The sequence below is a fragment of the Escherichia coli genome (genome assembly GCF_036503815.1).
Lineage (GTDB): Bacteria > Pseudomonadota > Gammaproteobacteria > Enterobacterales > Enterobacteriaceae > Escherichia > Escherichia coli_F.
In genome coordinates this window covers 945,808-958,973 of record NZ_AP027764.1, presented here as the reverse complement: position 1 = coordinate 958,973, position 13,166 = coordinate 945,808, and the positions used below count along the sequence as shown (strand labels likewise).

Annotated in this window: 8 protein-coding genes; 6 read left to right on the top strand and 2 right to left on the bottom strand. The window is 50.8% G+C overall.

What is annotated here, in order from left to right; genetic code table 11:
* Positions 1–24 precede the first annotated feature (24 nt).
* The gene (yqeB, locus tag AABJ99_RS04610) at positions 25–1,650 is read right to left on the bottom strand and encodes a selenium-dependent molybdenum cofactor biosynthesis protein YqeB (protein WP_001020405.1); all 1,626 of its coding nucleotides are present in this window, start codon (positions 1,648–1,650) and stop codon (positions 25–27) included.
* Positions 1,651–1,697: 47 nt separating this feature from the next.
* On the bottom strand, positions 1,698–2,468 hold the full coding sequence (gene yqeC, locus AABJ99_RS04605; RefSeq protein ID WP_039020570.1) for a selenium cofactor biosynthesis protein YqeC: 771 nt from the start codon (positions 2,466–2,468) through the stop codon (positions 1,698–1,700).
* A 102-nt stretch (positions 2,469–2,570) separates the two neighbouring features.
* Between yqeC and mocA the strand changes: the two genes are divergently transcribed.
* The 6 genes from mocA (at position 2,571) to xanQ (ending at position 13,162) form a co-directional block, all read left to right on the top strand.
* Complete coding sequence (gene mocA, locus AABJ99_RS04600; RefSeq protein ID WP_001272838.1) at positions 2,571–3,149, top strand: molybdenum cofactor cytidylyltransferase; 579 nt, start codon at positions 2,571–2,573, stop codon at positions 3,147–3,149.
* A gap of 321 nt (positions 3,150–3,470) precedes the next feature.
* Positions 3,471–6,569 (top strand): putative selenate reductase subunit YgfK, encoded by a 3,099-nt coding sequence (ygfK, locus tag AABJ99_RS04595; protein ID WP_039020571.1) that lies wholly within the window; start codon positions 3,471–3,473, stop codon positions 6,567–6,569.
* Positions 6,570–6,571: 2 nt separating this feature from the next.
* Positions 6,572–7,900 (top strand): putative aminohydrolase SsnA, encoded by a 1,329-nt coding sequence (ssnA, locus tag AABJ99_RS04590; RefSeq protein WP_039020572.1) that lies wholly within the window; start codon positions 6,572–6,574, stop codon positions 7,898–7,900.
* 50 nt (positions 7,901–7,950) lie between these two features.
* Positions 7,951–8,730, top strand: coding sequence for a molybdopterin-dependent oxidoreductase FAD-binding subunit (gene ygfM / locus AABJ99_RS04585; protein ID WP_000572477.1), 780 nt, complete (start codon positions 7,951–7,953; stop codon positions 8,728–8,730).
* Positions 8,727–11,597 (top strand): molybdopterin-dependent oxidoreductase Mo/Fe-S-binding subunit, encoded by a 2,871-nt coding sequence (gene xdhD / locus AABJ99_RS04580; RefSeq protein WP_039020573.1) that lies wholly within the window; start codon positions 8,727–8,729, stop codon positions 11,595–11,597. Before ygfM ends, xdhD begins: the two co-directional genes overlap by 4 nt.
* 164 nt (positions 11,598–11,761) lie before the next feature.
* Positions 11,762–13,162 (top strand): xanthine/proton symporter XanQ, encoded by a 1,401-nt coding sequence (xanQ, locus tag AABJ99_RS04575; RefSeq protein WP_039020574.1) that lies wholly within the window; start codon positions 11,762–11,764, stop codon positions 13,160–13,162.
* Positions 13,163–13,166: the final 4 nt, after the last annotated feature.

The following is a 13,166-nucleotide window of genomic DNA, read 5'->3' as shown; positions in this document are numbered from 1 at the left end:
GTAATACCATCCGGCCATTTTCATTTAAGCCACTTCCAGCACTTCTTTTGTCGCTTTAACGCCCTGATGCATCAACATCATTAACGCCTCAAGTACGCCGCCGCCAATTGCCCGGGCTTTATCAGAAACGCTGGTGAAATCAGCCGTTTCACCACGTGGATCGATATCACCAATTTTAAAACCACCGACCACCGCCAGTCCGTCGTTCAACAAGCCACGCACCATCCCCGTCAACGGTGCTTTAATTTCATGCTCACCAATCCAGGCAATCACATCGCCCTCTTTCACCAGATCGCCTAATTTCACGTTGGATCGCATAATGCCTGCAGCAGGAGCACGGATCACCCGTCGGGTGGTATGCCCCATAATATTGCCGGGAACACCGGTATTCTCCTGCGCACAACCAGAGTAAATCACCTGACCGAGCCAGTGCCCGCGATTTGTTTCAATTACCGCATGGCAATCCTTCCCAGCAGTAAAGCCCGGCCCAAGCGCGATTGTTACTGGTGCCATATCTGCCCGCGTACCCAAATTCTGTTTCGCCAGAATAGCGTCCACCACGCAAAGCGGTTTCAGTTCATCAAGCAATGAACAGGCGGGATCTACCATCACAGGGATGAATCCGCGTTCGGTAAGTTTCATCGCTTCCGCAGAGCTGGTTGCCAGGCGGGCAGTGACGCCTTCGACCGTCATTTCGCCATCGAACACGGCCTGGGCAAACGCCACGGTACAACGAATCACTGTCGGTTTTTCCACTTCCAGCATGATCACTTTAAAACCCGCATGATACAGACGTAGCGCCACACCACTGGCGATATCCCCCGCACCGCGAATCACCACCAGCTGGTGTCCGGAAGGATGAGAAGGTTTCATCATCAGCCCACCCGGCGCGTTATTTTTCACCTGTAATATTTCTGCCAGCACGCTGATGGCGATCTCCTGCGGCGTTTCCGCACCAATGTTGTAACCAACGGGCGCATGTAAACGGGCAATATGTTCTTCAGCCACGCCTTTCTCACGCAATTGACGTAGGAAAAGCTGAACCTTGCGGCGACTTGCCAGCAACCCCAGCCAAGCAATGGGCTGTTCAATGAGTTTGTCGAGGGCTTCACGATCCTGATTATTCGTGGCAATCAGGACAAAATTATCAGGGCGAATATCCAGTGCTTCCACTGCCGCACCAAACGACTCAGCATGGAGAAGCGTGGTTGATGGTGGGAATAATTCAGGATTAAGGCTTTCGCGATAAATATCGGCAACGGCAATATCAAATCCTAATAGCGCCGCACTCTGGGCTATCGCCCGGTTGACATGCCCCGCGCCAATCAACACCAGACGAGGACGCATACCATGGACGCTGATAAACACGGACATTGCACCTCCACAATCTGACCCGACAGCATCCACACCGTTACGAGCCATACGTCCATGGAATAATCGCGGCTTACGTTCCTGCAATGCCTGAAGCGACTCTTCAATCACCTTCCGCTCAACCATTCCACCACCAATTGTACCGACGATAGAACCATCGGCGCGCACTAACATTTGTGCAGAATGGCGGGGAGTCGAGCCTCGGCTATCAACAATTTGCGCCATCGCAAACGGACAATTTTGCTCTTCAAGTTTTGCAGCCTCTGTGAAAATATTCATACCAACCTCAATGGATATCCTTTCAGTAACCCGGAATACCCGGGCCGCTAATTCACAAATCTGCGCGCGATTGCAGGATGTTCTTGTATATCGCCCAGCCAGATTGCCTCTACGTCGTGTTGTTGCAGCGGTTGAAGGAGCTCGCTTTGCGCAATCGCATTCTCACATTGAGAAAAACGGTTAATGAACCAGACTCGCCGACAACCTTGCGGTACGTTTTTAAATGCGCCCTGAGGGTGGCGAACCAGCGCAACGAGATCGCTCAGTTGCAAGGTTGCATCAGGTGTTAACCCGGTAATATCAGCAAACTGCGACCAGCGATGGACATTTTCTGTGCTCACTTTCGCACCCAAAATATGTCCTCCCATCACAGCAATCACGCAGCAACTGCTTTTGGGTATGCAAGGTTCGTGCTCATCAGGCGCTTTTAACGGCATTCCACGCGAGCCATCTGCCTCAATGAGAATTACGTCACACTCTGGTCGTTGCACCAGTGCATCAATCGCTTCTGGCGGAAATCCCTGCGCTTTTCCCTGGTTCGCTTTCCAGCTGTGAAAACAAAATGAAATGGGGGATGTAAGAGACGCATGAGGAAGCATGGCGGGATCACGACAGAAAACCACGGGCCAGTGAGACGTTGGCATAAACATATGTGTCGTCGTAGTGATTAACACACGCCTGCCGCTAGCCTGGAGCAGTTCTGCCAGCCAAAAAAGCAAGCTGGTTTTCCCCCCAGCCCCAACAACAGAAATCACAGTGGGGCGTTTCTGCGCGCCTAAATCAATGAATAATGCCGATGGGTCAACTATACTTTTCACGAGTCTTTATGACCTCTCTGGGATAAATTATCCCCAACTTAATCCATCAGGAAGTAACGCAATTATCAGGCGTTATTAGCCCCTATAAATAATGGAACCACTATGTCAGCCATCGACTGTATAATTACCGCTGCCGGATTATCATCAAGAATGGGGCAATGGAAAATGATGTTACCCTGGCAACAGGGAACAATTCTTGATGCAAGTATCAAAAATGCGTTGCAGTTTTGTAGCCGAATTATTTTAGTCACCGGCTATCGTGGTAATGAACTGCACGAACGTTATGCGAACCAGAGTAATATCACTATTATCCACAACCCAAATTATGCGCAGGGTTTACTGACATCAGTAAAGGCCGCAGTACCCGCGGTGCAAACCGAACATTGTTTTCTCACCCACGGTGACATGCCAACCCTCACCATCGATATTTTTAGAAAAATCTGGTTGTTACGTAATGATGGCGCAATACTGCCACTCCATAAAGGTATCCCCGGCCATCCGATTTTAGTGTCAAAGCCATGCCTGATGCAGGCAACCCAGCGACCCAATGTCACCAATATGCGTCAGGCACTCCTTATGGGAGAACATTATTCCGTCGAAATAGAAAATGCAGAAATAATTTTAGATATTGATACTCCGGACGACTTTATTACAGCGCAAAAAAGGTATACTGAAATTTAGAAAACGTAGTTAAACGTTTGCGTTCAAATATTTAAATCATCCAGCCTTCTTTATCATTATGATAAGGAATCACTGATTTTGAGAAAAGAGAAAAAGTGATAAATGGGCTGGTAATAATAATTTTTAGGAGTGATTTTAATTCTCATTTGGCACCTGTGAGTTCATTCACAAAAAGCCCTTAAGTTTCGAGCCGCCTCACATTTTTTTATATTTCCCGCCAAACCTGGCAAGAGTGGTGCGATTGTTGCTCTATCCCCCTAAACCACCGGATTTCTCAACACCGGTCACTCAATGATATCTGTATAAGCTAAGGAGAGGGTTATGGGGGATATTATGCGTCCCATTCCGTTTGAGGAACTTTTGACGCGCATATTTGATGAATACCAACAACAACGCTCAATCTTTGGTATTCCCGAGCAACAGTTTTACTCACCCGCAAAAGGTAAAACTGTTAGCGTCTTCGGTGAAACCTGTGCCACTCCCGTCGGCCCTGCCGCTGGTCCGCACACGCAGCTCGCGCAAAATATTGTCACATCCTGGCTGACTGGCGGACGCTTCATCGAACTAAAAACTGTCCAAATTCTTGACCGCCTGGAACTGGAAAAGCCCTGTATCGACGCTGAAGACGAGTGCTTTAACACCGAATGGTCTACCGAATTTACCCTGCTTAAAGCCTGGGATGAATACCTCAAAGCCTGGTTTGCCCTGCACCTTCTCGAAGCGATGTTCCAGCCTTCTGATTCCGGTAAATCGTTCATCTTTAATATGAGCGTCGGTTACAACCTCGAAGGTATTAAGCAACCGCCGATGCAACAGTTCATCGACAATATGATGGACGCATCTGACCATCCGAAATTCGCTCAATATCGCGATACGCTGAATAAATTACTCCAGGATGACGCATTTTTAGCCCGCCACGGCTTACAGGAAAAACGCGAATGCTTGCAGGCCTTACCCGCTCGCATCCCCACTAGCATGGTGCAGGGCGTTACCCTCTCCACGATGCACGGCTGTCCTCCGCATGAAATCGAAGCCATTTGCCGCTACATGCTGGAAGAAAAAGGGCTCAATACCTTTGTGAAACTCAACCCGACCTTACTGGGGTACGCGCGTGTTCGTGAGATCCTCGATGTCTGCGGTTTCGGTTACATAGGCTTAAAAGAAGAGTCATTTGATCACGACCTCAAGCTGACGCAAGCGCTGGAAATGCTGGAACGCCTGATGGTACTGGCAAAAGAAAAATCACTCGGCTTTGGCGTAAAACTGACTAACACTCTCGGCACCATCAACAATAAAGGCGCACTGCCTGGTGAAGAGATGTATATGTCAGGCCGTGCGCTGTTCCCGCTCTCCATCAATGTTGCAGCAGTTCTCTCTCGCGCCTTTGACGGCAAACTGCCCATTTCTTATTCCGGTGGTGCCAGTCAGCTGACTATCCGCGATATTTTTGATACTGGTATTCGCCCTATTACTATGGCAACCGACCTGCTGAAACCTGGCGGCTATCTGCGCTTAAGTGCCTGCATGCGCGAGCTGGAAGGCTCCGACGCCTGGGGGCTTGACCATGTTGACGTCGAACGACTGAACAAACTGGCAGCAGACGCGTTAACCATGGAATACACTCAGAAACACTGGAAGCCAGAAGAGCGTATTGAAGTGGCAGAAGACCTGCCGCTGACCGACTGCTACGTTGCACCGTGCGTTACTGCTTGCGCCATTAAACAGGATATTCCGGAATACATCCGTCTGCTTGGCGAACACCGCTATGCCGACGCACTGGAACTCATCTACCAACGCAACGCCCTGCCCGCCATTACCGGTCATATTTGCGATCACCAGTGCCAATACAACTGTACCCGCCTGGATTACGACAGTGCGCTGAATATCCGCGAACTGAAAAAAGTCGCGCTGGAAAAAGGTTGGGATGAATATAAGCAACGCTGGCACAAACCAGCCGGTTCTGGTTCACGCCATCCGGTTGCCGTGATTGGTGCAGGTCCGGCGGGTCTGGCAGCAGGTTACTTCCTTGCCAGAGCGGGCCATCCGGTTACGCTGTTTGAACGCGAAGCCAATGCGGGCGGCGTGGTGAAAAATATCATTCCTCAGTTCCGTATTCCTGCAGAGTTAATTCAGCACGATATCAATTTTGTTGCCGCTCACGGCGTGAAATTTGAGTATGGCTGCTCACCCGATCTGACCGTTGAACAGTTAAAAAATCAGGGCTTCCACTATGTTCTGATTGCCACCGGCACTGATAAAAATAGCGGTGTGAAATTGGCGGGCGACAACCAAAATGTGTGGAAATCACTCCCCTTCCTGCGTGAATACAACAAAGGCACTACGCTCAAGCTGGGCAAGCATGTGGTCGTTGTCGGGGCGGGTAACACCGCAATGGACTGCGCTCGTGCGGCGTTACGCGTTCCAGGCGTAGAAAAAGCAACGGTCGTTTATCGTCGTTCACTGCAAGAGATGCCCGCATGGCGCGAAGAGTATGAAGAAGCGTTGCACGACGGCGTGGAGTTCCGTTTCCTGAATAATCCGGAACGTTTCGATGCTGATGGCACCTTAACCTTGCGCGTTATGTCGCTTGGCGAACCTGATGAGAAAGGTCGTCGCCGTCCGGTTGAAACCAACGAAACAGTAACACTGCATGTAGACAGCCTGATCACCGCCATTGGCGAACAGCAGGATACTGAAGCCCTGAATGCGATGGGCGTGCCGCTGGACAAAAATGGCTGGCCAGACGTCGACCATAATGGCGAAACTCGTCTGACTGACGTCTTTATGATCGGCGACGTACAGCGCGGACCGTCCTCTATCGTTGCAGCTGTCGGAACTGCGCGTCGGGCGACCGATGCCATCCTGAGTCGGGAAAATATCCGTTCCCACCAGAACGATAAATATTGGAACAACGTTAATCCGGCGGAAATCTATCAACGCAAAGGCGATATCTCTATCACCCTGGTGGATAGCGACGATCGTGACGCGTTTGTCGCCCAGGAAGCCGCACGCTGCCTTGAATGTAACTACGTTTGCAGCAAGTGTGTGGATGTCTGCCCTAACCGCGCCAATGTCTCAATTGCGGTCCCTGGATTCCAGAACCGTTTCCAGACGCTGCACCTCGACGCTTACTGTAACGAATGCGGCAACTGCGCCCAGTTCTGCCCGTGGAACGGTAAACCATATAAAGACAAAATCACCGTATTCAGCCTGTCGCAAGACTTTGATAACAGCAGCAACCCAGGCTTCCTTGTGGAAGATTGCCAGGTACGCATACGTCTGAATAACCAAAGCTGGGTGTTAAACATCGACAGCGAAGGTCAGTTCAACAACGTACCACCGGAGCTGAACGATATGTGCCGCATCATTAGCCATGTCCACCAGCATCATCATTATCTGCTGGGCCGCGTGGAGGTGTAATCATGTTGATTCTGAAGAATGTCACTGCAGTGCAGTTACACCCCGCGAAAGTGCAGGAAGGCGTTGATATCGTCATCGAAAATGATGTGATTGTCGCTATAGGCGATGCTCTGACGCAACGCTACCCCGATGCCAGCTACAAAGAGATGCATGGTCGGATTGTGATGCCGGGAATTGTCTGCTCGCATAACCATTTTTACTCGGGACTTTCCCGCGGAATTATGGCAAACATCGCCCCCTGCCCGGATTTCATCTCAACGCTGAAAAATCTCTGGTGGCGGCTCGATCGCGCCCTTGATGAAGAGTCGCTCTATTACAGCGGACTGATTTGTTCCCTGGAAGCGATTAAGAGCGGATGTACATCTGTTATCGATCACCATGCCTCTCCGGCGTATATCGGCGGGTCGCTCTCCACATTGCGCAACGCATTTTTAAAAGTTGGCCTGCGTGCGATGACCTGTTTTGAAACCACTGACCGTAACAACGGCATCAAAGAGTTACAGGAAGGTGTAGAAGAAAACATCCGCTTCGCCCGTCAGATTGATGAGGCGAAGAAAGCAGCAACCGAGCCGTATCTGGTGGAAGCACATATCGGTGCTCACGCGCCGTTTACCGTGCCGGATGCCGGTCTGGAGATGCTGCGTGAAGCCGTGAAAGCCACAGGCCGTGGTTTACATATTCACGCTGCGGAAGACCTTTACGATGTTTCCCATAGTCATCACTGGTACGGCAAAGATCTGCTGGCACGATTAGCGCAATTCGATCTCATCGACAGCAAAACGCTGGTCGCTCATGGGCTTTATCTGTCTAAAGACGACATCGCGTTGCTCAATCAGCGTGATGCATTCCTGGTGCATAACGCCCGTTCAAACATGAACAACCATGTCGGCTACAACCATCACCTTAGCGACATCCGCAATCTGGCGTTGGGAACGGACGGAATTGGTTCGGACATGTTTGAAGAGATGAAATTTGCCTTCTTTAAACATCGCGATGCGGGTGGTCCGCTGTGGCCTGACAGTTTTGCCAAAGCACTGGCTAACGGCAACGAACTGATGAGCCGCAATTTTGGCGCGAAATTTGGCCTTCTGGAAGCCGGTTACAAAGCCGATTTAACCATTTGCGATTACAACTCGCCGACGCCGCTGCTGGCAGACAATATCGCCGGGCATATCGCTTTCGGTATGGGCTCAGGCAGCGTTCATAGCGTGATGGTCAATGGCATGATGGTCTATGAAGACCGTCAGTTTAACTTCGATTGCGATTCCATTTATGCGCAAGCCAGAAAAGCCGCTGCCAGTATGTGGCGTCGGATGGATGCGCTGGCATAAATGACAAATACCCTCTTCCCGCAGGGAAGAGGGTTAAATAAGGAAAGAAGATGATTGAACAATTTTTCAGGCCCGACTCTGTCGAACAGGCGCTGGAACTGAAGCGCCGCTACCAGGATGAAGCCGTCTGGTTCGCCGGAGGCAGTAAACTCAACGCCACACCAACCCGTACCGATAAAAAGATTGCCATATCCTTACAGGATCTGGAACTGGACTGGGTTGACTGGGATAACGGTGCATTGCGGATTGGCGCGATGTCTCGCTTGCAAACACTGCGTGATGCACGGTTTATTCCTGCAGCACTGCGTGAGGCCCTCGGCTTTGTCTACTCTCGCCATATTCGTAATCAGTCGACCATTGGTGGTGAAATCGCCGCCCGGCAGGAAGAGTCGGTGCTGCTTCCCGTCCTGCTGGCACTGGATGCCGAACTGGTTTTTGGCAACGGTGAAACTCTGTCAATTGAGGAGTACCTGGCCTGCCCATGCGATCGCCTGCTAACCGAAATCATCATTAAAGATCCGTATCGCACCTGTGCGACTCGCAAAATTAGCCGTTCTCAGGCTGGGTTAACGGTAGTAACGGCAGCCGTTGCGTTAACCGATCACGACGGTATGCGAATTGCGTTGGATGGCGTGGCCAGTAAAGCACTGCGTCTGCACGATGTTGAAAAACAAAACCTGGAAGGCGATGCCCTTGAACAGGCTGTCGCCAACGCCATTTTCCCGCAGGAAGATTTGCGGGGCAGCGTGGCCTATAAACGCTATATCACGGGAGTTCTGGTAGCCGACCTTTATGCCGACTGCCAACAGGCTGGGGAGGAAGCCGTATGATCATCCACTTTACTTTAAATGGCGCGCCTCAGGAGCTAACCGTTAATCCAGGCGAAAACGTGCAAAAGCTGTTGTTTAACATGGGAATGCACTCTGTACGCAACAGCGATGATGGATTCGGGTTTGCCGGTTCTGACGCAATTATCTTTAACGGTAATATCGTTAACGCGTCCTTGCTTATCGCCGCACAGTTAGAGAAGGCAGATATTCGTACCGCAGAGTCTCTGGGAAAATGGAACGAGTTAAGTCTGGTTCAACAGGCAATGGTTGATGTTGGCGTGGTGCAGTCTGGTTATAACGATCCAGCTGCTGCTCTGATTATCACTGATCTGCTCGAGCGTATCGCCGCACCGACCCGCGAAGAGATCGACGACGCGCTTTCTGGTTTGTTCAGTCGCGATGCAGGCTGGCAACAATACTATCAGGTCATTGAACTGGCGGTTGCACGTAAAAATAATCCGCAGGCCACCATTGATATCGCTCCGACTTTCCGTGACGACCTTGAAGTCATTGGCAAGCATTATCCTAAAACTGATGCCGCGAAAATGGTGCAGGCGAAACCCTGCTATGTTGAAGATCGCGTAACGGCTGACGCCTGCGTCATTAAAATGTTACGTAGCCCACACGCTCACGCACTGATTACTCATCTGGATGTCAGCAAAGCTGAAGCCTTACCGGGCGTCGTTCACGTTATTACTCACCTGAATTGCCCGGATATCTACTATACCCCGGGTGGTCAGAGCGCACCGGAACCGTCACCGCTTGACCGCCGTATGTTCGGCAAGAAAATGCGTCACGTCGGCGATCGCGTTGCTGCGGTCGTCGCAGAAAGTGAAGAAATTGCGCTCGAAGCACTGAAGCTCATCGACGTTGAATATGAAGTGCTTAAACCTGTAATGTCGATCGACGAAGCAATGGCGGAAGATGCGCCTGTCGTGCACGATGAACCGGTGGTGTATGTTGCTGGTGCGCCAGACACTCTGGAAGACGATAACAGCCATGCAGCCCAGCGCGGCGAGCATATGATTATCAACTTCCCTATCGGTTCTCGCCCTCGTAAAAATATCGCCGCCAGTATTCATGGTCATATTGGCGATATGGATAAAGGCTTTGCCGATGCCGATGTGATCATTGAGCGAACCTATAACTCAACTCAGGCGCAACAATGCCCGACTGAAACTCATATCTGCTTTACCCGTATGGATGGCGATCGTCTGGTTATCCACGCCTCCACCCAGGTACCATGGCACTTACGCCGCCAGGTCGCGCGCCTCGTGGGCATGAAACAACATAAAGTTCATGTCATTAAAGAACGCGTAGGCGGTGGTTTTGGTTCCAAACAGGACATCCTGCTGGAAGAAGTGTGCGCCTGGGCAACTTGCGTGACCGGGCGTCCGGTACTGTTCCGCTACACCCGTGAAGAAGAGTTTATTGCTAACACCTCTCGTCACGTCGCGAAAGTCACCGTCAAACTGGGGGCAAAGAAAGATGGTCGCCTGACGGCTGTGAAGATGGATTTCCGCGCCAACACAGGCCCTTACGGCAACCACTCACTCACCGTACCGTGTAACGGACCGGCGCTGTCGCTGCCGTTATATCCATGCGATAACGTCGATTTCCAGGTCACCACCTACTACAGCAACATTTGCCCAAATGGTGCTTATCAGGGTTATGGCGCACCGAAAGGTAACTTCGCTATCACTATGGCATTAGCGGAACTGGCTGAACAGTTACAGATCGATCAACTGGAAATTATCGAACGTAATCGGGTACACGAAGGGCAAGAGCTGAAAATTCTCGGTGCAATCGGTGAAGGTAAAGCGCCGACCTCCGTTCCTTCCGCCGCCAGCTGCGCACTGGAAGAGATCCTGCGTCAGGGTCGCGAGATGATCCAATGGTCTTCACCAAAACCACAAAACGGTGACTGGCACATCGGTCGTGGCGTCGCCATTATCATGCAGAAATCGGGTATCCCGGATATCGATCAGGCTAACTGCATGATCAAACTGGAATCGGACGGTACCTTTATCGTTCATTCTGGCGGTGCGGATATTGGTACTGGTCTGGATACGGTTGTGACGAAACTGGCAGCAGAAGTGCTGCACTGCCCACCGCAGGACGTGCATGTTATCTCCGGTGATACCGATCATGCGCTGTTTGATAAAGGCGCATATGCCTCGTCCGGTACATGTTTCTCCGGCAACGCGGCGCGTATGGCGGCAGAAAATCTCCGAGAGAAAATCCTGTTCCACGGTGCACAAATGCTGGGGGAACCCCTGGAGGATGTTCAACTGGCAACGCCGGGTGTCGTTCGCGGCAAGAAAGGCGAAGTTAGTTTCGGTGATATTGCCCATAAAGGCGAAACCGGCACCGGTTTTGGTTCACTGGTGGGAACTGCCAGTTATATCACGCCTGATTTCGCCTTCCCGTATGGCGCAAACTTTGCTGAAGTTGCCGTCAACACACGTACGGGTGAAATCCGCCTGGATAAATTCTATGCCTTGCTGGACTGCGGTACACCGGTCAATCCAGAGTTAGCGTTGGGACAAATCTACGGAGCCACCCTGCGTGCTATCGGGCACAGTATGAGCGAAGAAATCATTTATGACGCCGAAGGCCACCCGTTAACGCGTGATTTACGCAGTTACGGCGCACCGAAAATTGGTGACATTCCGCGTGATTTCCGCGCTGTGCTGGTGCCGAGCGACGATAAAGTCGGCCCATTCGGGGCGAAATCAATCTCAGAAATCGGTGTAAATGGCGCAGCTCCGGCGATTGCTACCGCAATTCACGATGCCTGCGGCATCTGGTTACGCGAATGGCATTTCACACCGGAGAAAATACTCACCGCGCTGGAAAAAATATAAATAATAAATGGCCGCTTCGGCGGCCTGTTTCTCTGTTTGAACGATGACTAAATAGTGACTGCGAAAATGAGATAAGCCGTTCTCAAGGCGTCCTGCGCCCCAAATTCGTGGGAATTTATTTTACTGATTCAGATGATCAAATTTACTTTAAAAGGAGTGAAGGGATGTCTGATATAAACCATGCAGGTTCTGACCTTATATTTGAACTGGAGGATCGCCCTCCCTTTCATCAGGCTCTCGTTGGTGCCATTACCCATCTGTTGGCAATTTTCGTTCCGATGGTAACCCCTGCGTTAATCGTGGGTGCGGCCTTACAGCTTTCCGCTGAAACAACCGCCTATCTTGTTTCTATGGCGATGATCGCCTCTGGTATTGGTACCTGGTTACAGGTAAACCGCTATGGCATCGTCGGTTCTGGCCTACTCTCAATTCAGTCAGTCAATTTTTCATTTGTTACAGTCATGATTGCGCTGGGCAGCAGCATGAAAAGCGATGGTTTTCACGAAGAGTTAATCATGTCGTCGCTTCTCGGCGTCTCCTTCGTTGGCGCATTTCTGGTTGTCGGCTCTTCTTTTATCCTGCCCTATTTACGTCGGGTTATTACACCTACCGTTAGCGGCATTGTGGTGCTGATGATCGGCTTAAGCCTGATTAAAGTCGGCATTATCGATTTTGGTGGAGGATTTGCTGCCAAAAGCAGCGGTACGTTCGGCAATTACGAACATCTCGGCGTTGGTTTATTGGTTTTGATTGTGGTGATCGGCTTTAACTGCTGCCGCAGTCCGTTACTACGCATGGGAGGGATTGCCATTGGGCTATGTGTCGGTTATATCGCATCGTTATGCCTGGGCATGGTGGATTTCAGCAGTATGCGCAATTTGCCGTTAATCACCATCCCGCATCCGTTCAAATACGGGTTTAGTTTCAGCTTCCATCAGTTCCTGGTGGTCGGCACGATTTATTTGCTTAGCGTGCTGGAAGCTGTCGGCGATATCACCGCCACGGCAATGGTTTCCCGCCGCCCCATCCAGGGAGAAGAGTATCAGTCGCGTCTGAAAGGCGGCGTACTGGCAGATGGCCTGGTTTCGGTTATCGCTTCCGCTGTCGGTTCATTACCGTTAACCACGTTTGCGCAAAATAATGGGGTTATTCAGATGACCGGTGTCGCTTCACGTTATGTCGGGCGAACCATCGCGGTCATGTTGGTTATTCTCGGCTTGTTTCCGATGATTGGCGGCTTCTTCACGACCATTCCCTCGGCTGTTCTGGGAGGCGCAATGACGTTGATGTTTTCCATGATTGCCATCGCTGGGATTCGCATCATCATCACCAACGGATTAAAGCGCCGTGAAACACTTATTGTCGCCACTTCTTTAGGTTTAGGGCTTGGCGTCTCCTACGACCCGGAAATTTTTAAAATATTGCCAGCCTCTATTTATGTATTAGTTGAAAACCCTATTTGTGCTGGTGGATTAACTGCGATTTTATTAAATATTATCCTCCCTGGTGGCTACCGACAGGAAAACGTTCTGCCTGGTATTACCTCAGCGGAAGAGATAGATTAACAGT